This is a genomic window from Leptolyngbya sp. Heron Island J (assembly GCF_000482245.1).
In the GTDB taxonomy this organism is placed as follows: Bacteria; Cyanobacteriota; Cyanobacteriia; order Phormidesmidales; family Phormidesmidaceae; genus Leptothoe.
On the sequence record NZ_AWNH01000096.1, the window covers coordinates 30,480 to 46,212 of the forward strand.

Annotated in this window: 10 protein-coding genes; 7 read left to right on the forward strand and 3 right to left on the reverse strand. The window is 46.4% G+C overall.

The genetic code is table 11. The features are described 5' to 3' along the window. Positions 1-220: 220 nt before the first annotated feature. A complete protein-coding gene (locus N836_RS64875; RefSeq protein WP_023075510.1) occupies positions 221-1,039 on the reverse strand; it encodes an alpha/beta fold hydrolase in 819 nt (272 codons plus the stop codon). A 123-nt stretch (positions 1,040-1,162) separates the two neighbouring features. Here N836_RS64875 and N836_RS64880 point away from each other — a divergent pair, with 123 nt between their 5' ends. From N836_RS64880 to N836_RS64900, 5 genes are all read left to right on the forward strand, one after another. Then, a complete protein-coding gene (locus N836_RS64880) occupies positions 1,163-2,188 on the forward strand; it encodes a helix-turn-helix transcriptional regulator (RefSeq protein WP_023075511.1) in 1,026 nt (341 codons plus the stop codon). Between the two features lie 126 nt (positions 2,189-2,314). Further along, the gene (locus N836_RS64885) at positions 2,315-4,876 is read left to right on the forward strand and encodes a TonB-dependent siderophore receptor (protein ID WP_023075512.1); all 2,562 of its coding nucleotides are present in this window, start codon (positions 2,315-2,317) and stop codon (positions 4,874-4,876) included. Positions 4,877-4,897: 21 nt separating this feature from the next. After that, complete coding sequence (locus N836_RS64890) at positions 4,898-6,022, forward strand: ABC transporter substrate-binding protein (protein WP_081716972.1); 1,125 nt, start codon at positions 4,898-4,900, stop codon at positions 6,020-6,022. A gap of 12 nt (positions 6,023-6,034) precedes the next feature. Continuing rightward, a complete protein-coding gene (locus N836_RS64895) occupies positions 6,035-6,721 on the forward strand; it encodes an O-methyltransferase (protein ID WP_023075514.1) in 687 nt (228 codons plus the stop codon). A 230-nt stretch (positions 6,722-6,951) separates the two neighbouring features. Then, positions 6,952-7,866: a polysaccharide lyase gene (locus N836_RS64900; RefSeq protein ID WP_031293895.1), complete on the forward strand. Its 915-nt coding sequence runs from the start codon at positions 6,952-6,954 to the stop codon at positions 7,864-7,866. 158 nt (positions 7,867-8,024) lie between these two features. Here the strand turns inward: N836_RS64900 and N836_RS64905 are convergent, their stop codons facing one another. Together N836_RS64905 and N836_RS64910 are read right to left on the reverse strand one after the other, a co-directional pair. Next, positions 8,025-10,025: a glycosyltransferase gene (locus N836_RS64905; RefSeq protein WP_081716973.1), complete on the reverse strand. Its 2,001-nt coding sequence runs from the start codon at positions 10,023-10,025 to the stop codon at positions 8,025-8,027. A gap of 73 nt (positions 10,026-10,098) precedes the next feature. Further along, on the reverse strand, positions 10,099-11,460 hold the full coding sequence (locus N836_RS64910; protein WP_023075517.1) for an HlyD family secretion protein: 1,362 nt from the start codon (positions 11,458-11,460) through the stop codon (positions 10,099-10,101). Positions 11,461-12,287: 827 nt separating this feature from the next. On the opposite strand from N836_RS64910, the gene N836_RS64915 reads away from it, so the two are divergent. After that, positions 12,288-14,018: an alpha/beta hydrolase gene (locus tag N836_RS64915; protein WP_031293898.1), complete on the forward strand. Its 1,731-nt coding sequence runs from the start codon at positions 12,288-12,290 to the stop codon at positions 14,016-14,018. A 140-nt stretch (positions 14,019-14,158) separates the two neighbouring features. Next, complete coding sequence (locus N836_RS64920; RefSeq protein WP_023075519.1) at positions 14,159-14,812, forward strand: GNAT family N-acetyltransferase; 654 nt, start codon at positions 14,159-14,161, stop codon at positions 14,810-14,812. Positions 14,813-15,733 lie beyond the last annotated feature (921 nt).

Genomic DNA, 15,733 nt, shown 5'->3' on the forward strand with positions numbered 1-15,733 from the left:
ATCAGGGAGTATGCTGATGTGTCTACCTGAATCAACAATGCTAACTAATATTCAGTCTCTTGAGAATCTATCTAAACACCTACAACGTCAGACCATATTTAGGAACATTTGTAATGTATTGAGCCTTGATTCAAGGTGCAAAGTCTAATAGCTTAGGTGGGGTGATAGGACATGCGATCGCACGTTTAGCAACTCTCGACTTCATCTATGTTGACCCTAATCAGCGTCCTTGCAGTTGTTTCAACAGGTGTAAAAAACCTTTGGATATACTGTCTGAGTGGATAGTTTGTTCTGATGATGAGCCCAGGTCTTTGGCCGTAACCAGAGTACTATTGGCGAGCACCTGGGTCATCTCTTGGGCCGCTTTGTAGGGCACCATAGCATCATGCTCCGCATGCCATAGCGTCACCGGTTGTTGAAGCGCTGAAATATCAAACCCCCAAGGGCGAATCTGCAGCTGACTTTCTCGGGCCATACCGATATGGTGGTTGGCGCGAGCATCTTTCAATATATTGAGCATGTGGGGATGATCAGATTGCTGCACAGAAAAAGCCTCTAGCCATGTTGCATAGTCAGCCTGAATCTCGGCCATGGGTCTGACTAAAAAACGGTTATAGGTGACTTGATCGTCATGGGAATAGTGACGGATAACATTTTCTAAAAAGACGGCGGGCACACCATCTAATACCCAAACATGAGTAATGATGTCAGGAAACGCAAAAGCCGTTGCATAGGCATAAACCGCCCCAGCAGAACAGCCAACGGCAATAGCAGATTGAATATTTAAGGCATGGATGAGTTGAGAAAAGATAATATTCCAGTCGGCAACACATTCTATGGAAAAAATAGACGAATCTCCATAGCCCGGTCGCTCTAGCACAATGCAACGTACACCTGCTTGCTCGATGGCCTGTATCCATTCATCGCCGAGCCACGAGCTGCCGAGCAGACCATGGAATAGGAGTAGAGTGTGTTGTCCTTGTCCATATACTTGATAGGCAATTTTGCCGTCCTTAAGGACAATAAATTGTTTTGACATTTTGCAATATTTGCATAGCTTGACTCTCCGTCTATTCTAGTTAAGAATAATTCCCAATTGCTGGCTAAGTACTTCTCCTGGAAAGACAGCCAGTGCACCCATGCCTAACCTGAGATCAGTCCTATGCCCCTCGATCACGCTCGGACCATTACTCAAGTCGAATATGATGCCATTTGGCAAGAAGCCAGTGAGTGTGGTGAGGTGGCCTGGAAATGGAACGGGATTGAATGCTGGCAGTCTATTCCCCAGGGATTGGGAAAAGGTGAGAAACGAGTTATTAGGCTACAGCCAGGGCTAACGCTCTATATCTATACCAGCTGGTATGTGCGATCGCTGCAGTTAAACTATCACTCCACTACCAAAGACAAGCTGCTGTCCAATTTTTATTTACTGGGGGGGCACCGCACAATTAACCCTGGTATTCAGCTCGAAGCCGACAGAGAGGAAACGGCGGGTGAAACCTGCCTCTGTCATATTGCTGAGGCGCAATCGATTGAATACTACCCGGCTGAACAACCCCACAAAAATCTCGGCATTGCCATTGATTTTGAACGACTGCGCTCATTTGGGTTTGCCCAGGAAGATGCACCGCCCCCCTTGCGACAGCTGGCCCAGGGGAAAGTCGTGGACAGTTTCCATCAATCTTTGAATCACACCACCCCGATGATGCAACAGATTCTCCAGCAGTTGCTGGACTGTCCCTATGGCGGGGCTGTAAAACGGATGTATTTAGAAAGCAAGGTGTTGGAGCTTTTGGCACTGCAGTTTCATCACCTGAGTAAGGTACAGCGTTCGGAGCTGGGGCTTCCTAAATTACGGTCAGGCGATATTGAACGGCTGCAGCTAGCGCGAGACATTCTAAGACAAAAATTTAACGACCCACCCTCTCTGCTAGAGCTGGCCAGGCAGGTGGGGCTAAATGACTATAAGCTCAAGCGAGGCTTTCGTCAGGTGTTTGATACGACGGTGTTTGGCTATGTGCATGCCTGTCGTATGGAGCAGGCTCAGCATCTGCTGTGCGATCGCGGCTTGAGAATTGCTGATGTCGCCGAACGGGTAGGCTATGCCAGTCCTAGCCGATTTTGCCATGCCTTCAAGCGACATACAGAGCTGACTCCCAGCGATTATCGCCGTCAGTTTAAGGCGTGACGAAAAAAAATCCTGATCGGACAGAAAAAAAATCCGTTTGCGACAACCTTAAATTTCTCAAATCCCGTATCGTCAAGTTTATTAGGAATCTTTCTTGATTGACTTTAGTTGCGTGAGTGTGAGGCTATGGGTAAGCAGGATATGGGGTATCGGATCGTGTCGCTCTTGGCATCTGCGCCGCTCTTGGCATCTGCGCCGCTCTTGGCGTCTGCGCCGCTCTTGGCATCTGCGCCGCTCTTGGCGTCGAGTTGGGCACTGTTGGGCCAGTCAGCCTGGGCGGAGGAGACTATCCGACCCAATCATCTATCAGCTCCTTCCATAGTCCAAGGAGAACACTCCCTGGCTCAGGCATTTGTCCAGGTGATTGACGTCCAGGTAAACCCCACAGAGGTAGGGGTGGAGGTGATGCTTAAAACCGCAGATGGAGTATTGGAGCCCTCTGGCACATCTGTTGTGGGCAATGCCCTGATTGCCGAGATTCCCAACGCGGTGCTGGCCAATGGCGAAGCGTTTCAGGCGGTGGACCCGGCAGAGGGGATCGCTTTAGTTTCTGTCGATCCCACGGCGAACGGTCTGCGTGTCACCATTACAGGAGCTGATGCCCCTCCCATGGCAGAGGTGCGGGCGGAGGCACAAGGACTAGTGCTGAGCATCGCTACAGCAGCCGGTGATGATTCGCTGCGTCTGTTGGTGACAGGTGAGCAAGAACAAGACTATCGTGCCACCCAAGCCACCGTTGGCACCCGGACAGCAACATCGATTTTGGAGGTGCCACAATCGATTCAGGTGGTGCCTCAGTCAGTGCTCGAAGACCAAAATGCAACCCTCAATAGCGCCCTGAGAAATATCAGTGGTGTACAATCCTCTGCTGCTTCAGTGCGATCGCAGGTGACGTCTGTTATTATTCGCGGGTTTGATATCGACAACACGTTAATCAATGGTTTGAGAGACCCGACGTTTACAGATCTCGGTCTTGGGCAAACCAATATTGAGCGCGTGGAAGTACTTAAAGGTCCCGCTTCTGTGTTGTATGGTCTAGGGGATCCGGGCGGCACGATTAATGTTGTTACCAAACAGCCGCTACGGGAACCATTCTATGAATTAGATTACACCATAGACAATTTTGGGCTGCAACGCCCTGCCTTTGATGTATCTGGCCCATTGAATGCTGATCAAACCCTATTGTATCGACTCAATGGCTTTGTTGAATTTGGCGAGAACTTTGTGGATTTTGAAGACGTTGAGTCTCGTCCTTTTATCGCCCCCACGCTGGCGTGGCAAATTAATGACGATACAACCTTGACGCTAGAAGCCAACTATTTGAGAAATAATACAACGGGTGATGCACCCTCGTTACCGGCTGTGGGCACGGTGATTGACAACCCCAATGGTGAGATTGATCTAGATGTCAACTTGGGGGAACCTGATTTAACCGAAACTAGGGAACAGGTAACTCGTATTGGCTATCGTCTGGAGCATCAGCTTGATAATAACTGGGCCGTTCGCAGTGAGTTTGGCGGGGCCTTTTTCCGAGAGTTGACCAACACAATTGCCTTTCCCTTGGGGCTGCTATCCGACCAGCGCACCCTACTGCGAGCCCTAGTGGATGTGGATACTGACCGCGATAGCTATACCTTAAACAACAGCGTAGTGGGAAGTTTTAACACAGGCTCCATTGACCATCAGCTGCTGGTAGGAGTGGAACTGGCCAGGGAAAATTTGACGGATCGATTGGTGGCTAATTTTCTAGATCCGATTGATATTTTTGATCCGGTGTATAGCCCTGATAATGTTGGCTTTGAGGTGCTGCGGCAAGATGTTTTTAGTCGCACCGATTCGTTGGGGATCTATGCCCAAGATCAGATTTCGTTTACGGATGATCTGATCTTGGTGCTGGGGGGGCGATTTGATATTGCCGGGGTGAGCAATGATGATGCGATCGCACAAACCGACGAGTTTCAACAAGATGAAGCCTTTAGCCCCCGCGTGGGTTTAGTCTATCAGCCCAGTGATGATGTCTCTCTCTATGGCAGCTATGCCCGCTCGTTTACTCCCCAGGCCGGACAAACCTTTACCGGAGACTCCTTTAGACCAGAGCGCGGCACCCAATATGAGCTAGGTATTAAGGCAAATTTGTTGCAAGACAAACTATTTGCAAATCTTGCCTTTTTTGACCTGACCCGCACCAACGTCCTTACGACCGATCCAGATAATGGGTTGTTTCAAATTCAAACCGGGGAACAACGCTCTCGAGGCATTGAGCTAGACGTGCAAGGTGAAATTTTACCCGGCTGGAATGTGATTGCTAGCTATGCGCTAACGGATGCCGAAATTACAGAAGATGAAGTCTTTGAAGATGGAAACACTCTTTTTAATGTGCCTAGTCATTCAGGGAGTTTATGGACGGTATACGAGCTACAGCAGGGCTCCCTGGAAGGATTAGGCTTTGGCCTGGGACTATTCTTTGTAGGAGAGCGAGAAGGAGATCTTAACAACACCTTCGAGCTACCGTCCTATGTCCGTTCCGATGGGTTGGTGTACTATCAACGCGATCGCTTTCGTGCCCAAATCAATGTACAAAATCTGTTTGATATTGATTTCTTTGAGGCCTCACGCAGCGGTAATGACCTAGAAATTATTCCAGGTCAGCCCTTAACTGTGTCAGCACAGGTGTCATGGCAGTTCTGATGATAGATCTGGAGACATCCGATGACACAGCGTAACCACTGGAGATATATGGTCAAGCACTTAAGGGCATTTCTGGCAAAAAAGCTACCGGTTATCCAGGCCTCCAAACCCCTAAGATTGGGGGATTTAAGTCTTATTCTCCCCAGGATTGGGGGGCTAGGGGGGCCTTCAACCGCTATAGTCTTTTCAAGAAAACACCTAACACGTTTTATCTGGCCAGTACTGATTGGCTGCACATGCTTGCTCACAATCGCTTGTCAGCCCGATGGGTCTTCTCCTACACCTGTTGCCAACTGTCGGTCGGTTCAGCATGCCATGGGAGAAACCTGTATTCCCCAGACTCCTGAACGGATTGTGACGCTGACGATGCCTGCTTTGGCCAACCTGATTGCTCTAGGTATTCAACCGGTTGGGACGGCTACCTATGGTGCCTTTTACGGGATTACGGTGCAGCCCTATCTACAAGACAAAGTAGATGGAATTGACTGGGTTGGCAGTAATGATCAGCCTAATTTAGAAAAGCTGATACAGCTTAACCCTGATCTGATCCTGGGTATTAAAAAGCAACATGAGCCTATTTATAAACAACTGTCTCAGATTGCCCCAACGGTATTATTTGAACTAGAAGATCGCAGCCAATGGCAACAGCTTGTTTTAGACCTTGGTGCGGTCTTAGATCATACACCCGCCGCAGAAAAACTCTTGCGAACCTATGGTAAGCGCGTTAGTGAGTTGAGAGAACAGCTAGGGGAACAAGGTCTACAGCAGGAAGTCTCTATCGCCTATGTGATGGGAGGTGATATCTATTCAGAGGCTACTAACTCTTTCTCAGGCAGTATTTTGGCCGATGTAGGTCTACGTCGGTCACCAGCTCAAGAGAGAGTCGATCCAAATAATGACAGGCTGATTTTCTCGCAAGAGCGGATTGACACTATTGACGGAGATGTGTTGTTTGTCCCTAAAAGTGGCAACCAGCTGGACCAAGACCAAGATGCGTTTATGCAAAAGCCCCTCTGGCAAACCCTAAAGGCGGTGCAGCAAGGACGAGTGTATCGAGTCAATTTGTGGGACTGGACAGGTTTGGACATTTTGGCTGCCCATGAGGTGCTGGATGATTTATTCAAATATTTGGTAATTGAGGAGTAGGAGAGCATTGCCATGGCGAATTATTCCCCAGGGATCAGAGACAATTCTGGACAACTTTTATCACATCTTTATAACTACCTGCTCTCTGTTTCTCTACGCGAATCCCAAATTTTGACCCAACTGCGCCAGGAGACAGCCCAACAGCCTATGAGTGGTATGCAAATCTCACCTTACCAGGGTCAATTTATGGCCCTACTGCTGCGGCTAATGGGGGCAAAAAAAGTGTTGGAGATTGGCACGTTTACTGGCTATAGCGCCCTGTGGATGGCGTTGGCGTTACCCTCAGATGGCACCCTAACGGCCTGTGATATGAATGAAGAGTATGGTGCGATCGCACACCGCTATTGGCAAACCGCGGGCGTTGCTGACAAAATCACACTTCACCTTGCCCCAGCCCTCGATACCTTAGACAATCTCCTGGCCACAGGGCAAGCAGATACGTTTGACTTTGTTTTTATAGATGCTGACAAGGTTAACTATGGCCACTATTACGAAAAATCTTTAGATTTGCTTCGGCCCGGCGGCCTCATCGCTATTGATAATGTTCTCTGGTCTGGGGCCGTAGCCGATCCAACCATCACCGATCCCGACACGCTGGCACTGCGACACCTTAATCAAGCCCTGCATCAGGATGACCGCATTGAGCTAAGTCTTTTGCCCATAGCGGATGGGTTGACCCTGGCGCTGAAGCGCTTCTAGTAATCTGTCAAGTTCAAAATTTTGGTTAAGACTGATGCGGGAGTATGGAGAGACACGGAGATTGAGGATGGGTATCGGTAAGATCTCCAATGGGCTCTGTAGAAAAAGAAATTTTCGTGTCCAGCCACTGAACTGCACGGAATTGAGCCCTGAATACTGAATGAATTAGTCGCAGCGAAGAAATCTGATCCTGCGTTTAACATTGAAACTAATGACCATCTTCAAGGGCTATGGATAATCAATCAGCCAAAAAGTCGATATTGTGCCCTGCTATGGTGTTGAGCATAGCTGCTCTCATTAGCTGTCAAGATCCTAGCTCTATCTCGATTTCAGCCTCTACGCCAACACCTGATGCTGAGACATTGATACTTGAGACATCTAATAGCATTGAATCAACACATCCCTCCTCTGAGACCGCGTCTCTCTGGGAAAGTGATTTAAGCACCCCCAACTGGCTCACCCAGTGGCAACCTCGTCAAGAGAAATCCTGGGGACTGAATAACGTTGAAATAGTCTCGATGACTACTCCCCCTTTTGAGCATATCCTTAGGGTGCACTATCCAGCAGGTAGTGCCAGTCCCTCTGTTGCACGCAATACAGACTCACCTTTAGGGGGTGCTCAATTTTATGGAGACCTGTTTATACCTGCCCAAGACAAAATGCAATTGACTTACTATGTACGTTTTGCAAATGGGTTTGATTTTGTAAAAGGTGGGAAGCTTCCTGGCTTATTTGGTGGTACAGGAGCTAGTGGTGGCAGCATCCCTAACGGAACAGATGGATTTTCGGCACGACTCATGTGGCGTCAAAATGGCCAGGGTGAAGTTTATGCCTATATGCCCACCAGTGAAAACTATGGCACCTCCATTGGGCGGGGAACATGGACATTTCAACCAAATACTTGGTATAAAGTAACGCAAGAAATTCAGCTCAACACACCCAATATTAATGATGGACAGATTCGACTTTGGATCAATGACTCATTAGTGCTTGAGAAAGGAGATCTCCTATTTCGCACAGTTAACTCCTTACAAGTTGATGGAATTTTCTTCTCTACTTTTTTTGGTGGTAGTGATTCCTCTTGGGCGACGCCACAGGATACATATATTGACTTTGCCAACTTTTCCGTCAGCGTAGTGAATTAAATTAAGTCAACGTTTCAAAGCCCTTCTCCCTGGGGAGAAGGATTTAGGATGAGGGCAAATGCAGTGTCTGGAGCTACTTTTCAGGCTAGATCCCTAGATGTGTATACACAGTAGCCCCAAGGGGAGAGAGATTTTGGCTGTAGATGCCTGAGTGGCTCTTAAATGTCAGATAACACTTCGATATGGCTGAGGGAGCCATCTATAACTTGTTGTAGCTCAATACCATGTTGTGGATTAGTCAGTACGGCATCCTCAGATTTCAGAGTAAAGCCAGCCAGGTGAATTTGCAATAATTCGTCACCAGGTTGTTTGGGCTGGGCCTGTACAACCGCCTCTACTCCCATGGAAGAAGGATCAAAATGAGCGACCAATATGGTGCGTCCTGGACCATGGCCTTTCACCGTCAACTGTCCTCGATTAATGATTATAGGATGGTATAAATCGAGTTCACCAATAGGTAAGTGGAGTTCTACTAGTTGGTTACTGGCCTGATCTTGAGATAGATTATCGATTAGACTTTGTAGGATCTGACTATCATCTTGACCATCATTAGGCCAACAGCCATAGTCTATGACTTCAACAATTTTGGGTTCACTTAGGTTACTGGTTTGATAACTCAGTCGCAAACCCGCAATATCCCAAGCAGGATTGAGGGTGCCGGTCAGCCAACAAAGATAGACGCCAAAGACAAATAGCTGTACATACATTAAGAGTCTTGACGTACCTAACTTCATCGTTCGTTCCATCCCTTCACCATGGGCAGAAACACTTTGAGCGCCGCGATTACTCCACTTCTGTTGGGCAAGATTCATTTGAGTCCAAATTTTAACCAGTGCCCCGCCCCACTGAGATAATAGGAGCAATGGAAAATGGATAGGTTTTAACATTGAGCTCCTTCCCCAAAATGTCAGCATCAGCATCAGTGAACGACTAGATAGTACCCAAAAAACAACAATGGCTGTGGCTTTCCAATGACCTTGTATCAATGAAAAAATCAGAAAGCCAGGGGTAACCAAACAAGTCCAAAAGCTGATGCGTTGGTCCCACAGGCTATACCAGGTAAACCACCCAGTGATCCCGGGGCCCAGACTTAGAGCCCGACCATTGTTACGCAGCATATTCCCATACCAGCGACGCATATTGTTGTATGCGCGATCGATTACGGACCCTGATAGGGTTTCAATGGAGTAAATAGTGGCATCTGGTACGTAGAACATGTCATATTTATGACGCAACAACCAGTACCAAGTGCTCTTATCATCTCCAGACAGAAATTTAAACCGTCCCCAGAGCCAATCATTGAGAAAGTCTTGCTCTAATTGATCAGCAAAAGAGGGAGCTAATGCAGCTTTTGCCCGGAATAAGGAAAATCGTCCTGTCAAACACATCAATTTGTAAGACAACGAATCCGAGCACATTTGGATATGACGCTGAGCAAAGCGTAAATGAAACCATTCTGAGAAGAAGTAAGAACCTTGTACAACCGGCAGCTCATCGGTGGTTAATCCGCCAAGGGTAGGAAACAAGCGAAAAAAGGGCAAACAACGTCTTAGGGTTCCTGGCAATAATTCAGAATCCCCATCCATAAGAGCGATGACCGTATCAGCCGGTAAGTTGAGTTCTGCCAAATAGCGTAAGCCATCAGCCATCGCCTTACGCTTGCCATCTTTTTGTGTCATTTGAATGAGTCGAATATGCTCTAGACCTGGATCCTCCTGTTCTAAAATAGACTGGATAGCGGCATTTTCTTGATCGCTGCTGCTATTGACCAAAATAGTTGCCGGTTGAGACAAGGTTTGTATTTCTTTGGCAATAGCCCTAAACACTCGTTCTGTAATCCAGGGTTGTTCTTTATAGGTGGGAACTAAGAAGCATATATGGGGTAGGTCTTCCACCGGCACGGCATTGGCTTGACGTCGCCAGGCTGGGAAAACCCGATACATGTAGTAACGTGCCCGCGACATACGATATAAAAACCAACTCCACCGCCAACAACCCACTGCCCCCAAACTAATGAAGCTAAATACACTCCAGATAGCAAGATAACCAGGGTTTTGCAGTACATATAGGCCACCCAATCCCAAACAAAGCAAGGCTAAAAAGGTCACCATGCTGATGCTGTTGACCATTGTGGATTGTTGCCGTGACAAGGCAGTCATAGCAGAAGATTAATAAATAAATTACAAAGAAACTATTGGGGAACTACACATCATTCAATTGCTGATATCCAGCTTAAAATCGTAGCCAATTCTTCAGAAAAGCACCTGCACTTGTTGAAGTCCCAAATGTTAGCTTTGCAGACTCCCCCACTCCACAGAATTGGTAACTCTTTTCTGCTTCCTGATTGGCGGGAATCCTAACACGTATACGGGCTAATGATTGATCTATGAGGTTAGCAGGCACCGTGGGTAACAAAGCCTCAGCACGAGCTTTAGTAATTTCACCTGTACTAATAGCTGTTATAAAGTCGACATGACCAATAATAGTCTCGGGTTGACTCATACGCTGAATGCGGATCGGCTGATTGACATCAATACGTCTTGCCTGATCTGTGCTGATTAAAACTTCAACCCATAATTCATTGCAGTCCAATAAAGATAGAAGTTCTGCTGGACGATCAACCAGTTCTCCTGCGTCATGCTGAGTCGAATAAATCACTCCATCAAAAGGAGCCATCAGTGGAACCAAGGAGTTGTTAGAGTTAGCAATCGGAGACGCTATTTCAGTAGAAGTCTGGGGGGCATCTAATGGCTGTTCTATGAGTAGTTGAGCGATATGGTTCTCTTGGCGCTGGATTTCTTCGTACAGGTTTCGTTGCTGTGATTGTAAATCCCTGAGAGTAGATTCATTGGGAACTTGCTGGGCAACAGTCTTAATATTGATAGCAGAAATGTTCTGCTCCAACTGCGCTTCTTCTACAGCAAGTTGCTGGTGTATCCATTCAGCTTCTAATTCATCGACCTCGTGCTGAGAGACTGCTCCTTTTTCTAATAATAAGGAGAATCTTTCATATTTTCTACGTGCTGCAGTTTCTTGGGAAACTGCAGCCACGACAGCGGCATCAGCATACTTAGCAGTTTCAGCCGCAATATCGACTGTTGCTGTTTGCAAGATTTGTTCTTGTTGATATAGCTGATCTAATTGCTGATTTAATAATTGTAGAGTCTGCTGAGCGGATACCAATTGAATTTCTCTCACTTGAGAGGGGTCTGGTTCTTGATACCTAGCGGTTACAACTTCGGAAATACTATTGTCTAACAATGATTTCGGCAGAGGAGCTAACATAGCCAATACTTGTCCTTTACGAACCTGCACTCCTGGATGAGCATAAAAGCTTGCAATCGTACCGTCAATGGGAGCTTGAATACGCACAGCACGACCATTAACTAAACCATCTCTAACAGTTATGTGAGTCAGTCTATAGTAAATAGATGCCAAGCCAACACTAGTCGCTAACAGAGCAAGAGCTATATAAACTAATCCAGTCAAGCCACGTTGCCAAAGAGAATGCGGCTCTTCTAGTGGGGGTATTTTATATTGAGTTGTAGTGGGGTTAACTGTAGATTGAGACTCTTTAGAAATACTATCAACCATAAATTTCACTGAGACCTTAAAGCAGATTATGACAATCTGTGAAGACTACATAAGCAGGCGTACATCACGGACTCATAATTATCATTTTATTTAATAGGTGATAGATAAAAGAGCACTGTTCTCATTCTATCTATTACCTTGTTCACGCCATACACTTACATCCAGAGTTAAGCGTATGATGTTTTTATTGCTGACTACCTATACTGTCCTATAGCGTAAAATCAGTTAAGTCCTATTGATTATTCACTTTGAAAAATGGGGATAATTAACTAAGAGATCCTTCATAATAGAAGTAAGAAGTTTCTAATGAAAGCAAACGGAAGAGGACTATATATCTCTAGCTCAGAAGCACACTTCAGTGGAAATTTATAATTGGTTATTAGTGTTTTCAAGATCATTAAAAGCAACAATCTTGAAAACTAATATCTAACAGCTATATACATATTTCAGCCTCCTATTAAGTGAATTCAGCATAGCTCCATTTTCCTTATAAGTTGCAATCTCTCAATCTCACTAAGCAAGAAGCTTTAACTATGTAAAGTTTAAATGGTTTGGTCTGACAAGTATTCTGATAGACCCACCTCATCTCTTGAGGTTTTCTAGGTGAAGGTAACCTGTCAGATGCAGTCGCACAAATGTCAGGGAATTTGGCTTACTAACAAGTTTGGATATTGGGTTCACCCCAGTTTTTCAATCAGTAGAATTACTGATTGATTTCCCAAAATCTCATCAATCAGACTGAGTCACTGTTGAAAATTGTCTATTCAGATCAGCACAACGATGTCGTAAGGTTTGAGGAATATTGTTCTCTTCCCACTGAAACTATCATGTGTTTTAGAATAGGCTATCCTCAGTCAATACGACGGTTAGTGCAAACGACGGCGTTAGGTGTACTGTCTGGGATCATGGTCACCTTGCCTGTCCGCTCAGCAGACAAGCTTTACTTTGACTATGGTGTTTTGGGGCGACAGGTTTCGGTCTCATCCCTCGAAACATTTGCTACAGACGGCACCATAGACGATGAACTAGCACCGTACCTGAATCAGATTTCACCGGAAAATCGTCAGGAGTTTCAGCGGATCTTGAGTACTCCCTTAGTGGCTTTAAATGACGGTATTCCTGAACAAATAGCCGATCCGTTTGTGCTGTCCCAGTGGCTGTATTCTCCCATCGGAGAACTGGTTTTAGCGACTGCTGGACAGCTAATTCAAACTGAGGGACGTCAAAATGGTCAGCAGGCGATTCGAGCAGCGATGGTGCTGGCAGCGGCTGACCCGGCGGGTCTATCGCTGATTAATGTCCTCCGGTTCTACCCGACGAATGGTATCAGGCTGGATTTGCCACAAATTTTGGCGCTATCTGAGGCTATTGAGACCAATATTGAAACTACTGACAGTTTAGTGCAGGCGACAATTCAACAGTCTGTTGCTGTTGCTGCCACTGAGCCGAGGTTGGACTATCAGGCGCTACCCATGCTGGCAGATGTGCCTCGGTTTGATGTGGTGAAGCAATCGCTGCTGCTGGAGGATCGCGATCGCAACCGCACATACCCTACCGATCTCTATCTCCCTGCCGACCTCAGTGCCGTTTCTGGCCCGCTTCCAGTGATGGTGTTTTCCCATGGCTACGGCGACACCCGCACCAACCCTGAGTCAGTAGCCGCCGCTCGTAGCTTAGCCGCCAATGGCTTTGTGGTCGCTGTACCAGAACACATTGGCAGTAACACAGCCTATCAGGATGATTTGGCCCTGGGGCTCAGCCGTGAATCTTTTGATGTGATGGAGTTTATCAATCGTCCCCTGGACATTCGTTTTCTCCTTGACACGCTAGAAGAGAAAAACAAAACTGATTTTCAGGGACGATTACAGCTGGATCGAGTTGGTCTGGCCGGGTATTCGTTTGGAGGGTACACCGTATTAGCCACAGCTGGGGCAACCATTGATGTTGCCCTCCTGGAGGAACAGTGTGATCTGGAGGCCGATTTTGTCCCTGACAATGTCAATATTGCCCTGCTGATTCAATGTCGGTTGCTAGAGCTAAAAGCTGCCCCCCAGATACTGCAACAGCTGACCGATGGTAGCCTGGCCGATGACCGCATTGCCTCTGTGTTTGCCCTGTCTCCCCTCAGCAATCTGTTTGGAGAAAAGGGCATGGGGAACATTCAAATGCCAGTGGTGATTGTGGGTGGGGCCTATGATATTGCCACACCCATTGTGCAAGAACAGCTAGCTGCTTTCCAGAGACTGACCACCGCTGAAAAATATTTTTACCTGGCTGAAAATCTGTCCCACACCTCTGCCTTGACAAGGGCTGTCCTAGACCTGGCATATCCCAGAAGTGGCATTGTAGATAGCTTTAATGCGAGTGAACAATGGCTGTTTAACCTTATGGTGACGCTGTTGATTGCCCATGCTCAGGTCGCTTTAATGGGGGATGAAACCTACAATCCCTACCTGACTGCTGCCTATGTGGAGTCCGTGAGCGTAGACCCCACCAGGCTACATCTGCTCAGGTCGTTACCCCCCTGTTTGTCTGAGCGTCGGTGTGCTGAAAATTAACGTTAGCGCATTAAACCCATGACTGGCAGGAGTTCGACGCTTTAGGGACGCTTTAGGGACACTGGTTTGATTACAGTTAAACCATTGAAAAACGACAAATTCTAACGTTCATTTCGAACCGTAACTAAGGAGCCTGAATCATGAAAACGTCTGGTGTTGTACAACTGCAGCAATCATCTGATGTTATCCAACTACAGCCATCACAAGTTTTAGATGCTGGTATGGTGGCCGCTAAGGCATTTGCAGACGATCCAGTCTTTACGTATATAATCGCTGACGATCGAGAATTTCGGCTGCAGTCTTTGACGTGGTTGATGCACAAACTGGTTGTGTATTCTACTCAGTACAATCATGTTTATACAACCCAGGATTTAGAAGGAATTGCCGCCGGGCTACCACCGGGAAAACTCTCTAGTAATCCGCTTGAGTTATTGAAAATGACCTGGGAGCTTCAGCTGTATGCCTTACCCACAAAATTTCGCTGGAATCGCTTGGGAAGATGTCTAACATTGTTATCGGCTGTTGAGCAGGCCCATCAACAAGATATGGGCGATTGCCCCCATTGGTATTTGGGCTTGATGGTGGTGAATCCCACAGCTCAGGGACAAGGTGTGGGCAGTCGGTTACTGCAGCCGATTTTGCAGCGGGCAATCCATGAAGGGGTAGCCTGCTATTTGGTGACGTTTACGGAACAAGCCGTACGCTTTTATCAGAAACATGGATTTGAAATCCTACAGGTCCAGAAAACAGCCCCCGATGCGCCACCCTTCTGGACAATGAAGCGCAACCCATAAGGTACGAGAATAAGACGATAGCTAGAAGTGGGCGGAGCCTTATCTCTAACTCTGTATAGTTGGAAACGGGCACGCCTTCAACTTTATCGTTCCCCTTTGGTAGATGTGCTTTCTCAACAGCTCAAAAACACTTTTAACGACAATGCTCAAAGGTTGTTGCAGTCTTAGAAGAGCATATCTTACCTCTAGTCCCAAATTTATTAGCAGACTTGAGATTGGGGATTGATGTGCTAGATGTTGCCATTAAACAACTGCCTCACGATGCCATGAATGACTATTACATTGTTCGCAAGTAACAAAAGTAGAGACTCCCATGACTATCGGCTCAGACTGTATAGATGTATAACAGCACCTGATTATCTCAACTTTTCTGACACCTATAAGTGTGCCATAGGAAGTTAAGATACTTTGATATTTCAAAGATTCACCTTTATCTTGAAATCCCTGCAATAACCTCCATCATGGATGATTTTGATGCCAGCCATAGATCTACAGACTTATAATTATATATCTCTTCTTTCTGAAGATGAGGCGGATGAAAGAAAATATTCTGATTTGATGAGGAAGATGAGAGGAACGTGGCTGAATCTATGAGAAATCCTTAAATTCTGTTGAAGATAAGGCAATGTTATTGCTTGGGTTCATTGAGATTAGTTTATTTGCTTGATTGAGTCCATTCGTTTTGCTGATCCGTGTTTACACTTGGTATGTTGCTATGGTTCAGAATGAGTAAAATGATACCTTGCTGATCGTTGTTCATTAATCTCAGAAAAGGTGAATCTTTGCTAACGATTTGTTGTGTTTTCAGCAAGTAGGCCAGAGCTGATGTACTTCTTGTTAGTTGGCTTGTGTATGGATTGATGAACGGAAACCCTGGTTTCAAGATCCCATTTCAAGATCCTGTAGAGGCTTTGTTCAAGA

Bases quoted from the DNA above. Each gene is read 5' to 3' on its own strand.
- N836_RS64875 (WP_023075510.1), bottom strand. From the start codon at position 1,039: ATGTCAAAACAATTTATTGTCCTTAAGGACGGCAAAATTGCCTATCAA.
- N836_RS64880 (WP_023075511.1), top strand. From the start codon at position 1,163: ATGCCCCTCGATCACGCTCGGACCATTACTCAAGTCGAATATGATGCC.
- N836_RS64885 (WP_023075512.1), top strand. From the start codon at position 2,315: ATGGGTAAGCAGGATATGGGGTATCGGATCGTGTCGCTCTTGGCATCT.
- N836_RS64890 (WP_081716972.1), top strand. From the start codon at position 4,898: ATGACACAGCGTAACCACTGGAGATATATGGTCAAGCACTTAAGGGCA.
- N836_RS64895 (WP_023075514.1), top strand. From the start codon at position 6,035: ATGGCGAATTATTCCCCAGGGATCAGAGACAATTCTGGACAACTTTTA.
- N836_RS64900 (WP_031293895.1), top strand. From the start codon at position 6,952: ATGGATAATCAATCAGCCAAAAAGTCGATATTGTGCCCTGCTATGGTG.
- N836_RS64905 (WP_081716973.1), bottom strand. From the start codon at position 10,025: ATGACTGCCTTGTCACGGCAACAATCCACAATGGTCAACAGCATCAGC.
- N836_RS64910 (WP_023075517.1), bottom strand. From the start codon at position 11,460: ATGGTTGATAGTATTTCTAAAGAGTCTCAATCTACAGTTAACCCCACT.
- N836_RS64915 (WP_031293898.1), top strand. From the start codon at position 12,288: ATGTGTTTTAGAATAGGCTATCCTCAGTCAATACGACGGTTAGTGCAA.
- N836_RS64920 (WP_023075519.1), top strand. From the start codon at position 14,159: ATGAAAACGTCTGGTGTTGTACAACTGCAGCAATCATCTGATGTTATC.